Origin of the sequence: Pseudomonas sp. SIMBA_041 (assembly GCF_046535095.1) — a bacterium.
GTDB classification, from domain to species: domain Bacteria; phylum Pseudomonadota; class Gammaproteobacteria; order Pseudomonadales; family Pseudomonadaceae; genus Aquipseudomonas; species Aquipseudomonas mucoides.
In genome coordinates, this window is record NZ_JAWRXJ010000731.1 from 1 (window position 1) to 248 (window position 248).

Consider the following 248-nt stretch of genomic DNA (forward strand, 5'->3'; position numbering starts at 1 on the left):
GTTAGTCACTCAACCAACGGTAGAGTATGAAATTGAGTATAAGATGCAAGAGCAAATGGCTACCATACTGACGCCGAGCTGGCAGGTCGATGGCGAGACAGTGTGGGGACTAACAGGACGGGTAATTGCTAACCTATTAGAAACAGGGTTTGATCGACAGCTCGAATGGTATTACCGCGTAGAAAACAAACGCTGATAAATGTCATCTATTTATAATATAGTCGATGCAATTTAAAAGTAGTACAAGG

General features: G+C 42.3%; 1 protein-coding gene. It reads left to right on the plus strand.

Annotated features, from left to right (window positions below; all coding sequences use genetic code 11):
* Positions 1–196, plus strand: a 196-nt coding sequence (locus SB725_RS33040) for a hypothetical protein (RefSeq protein ID WP_410923679.1), incomplete at its 5' end; no start/stop codon positions are given.
* Between the last annotated feature and the right edge of the window lie 52 nt (positions 197–248).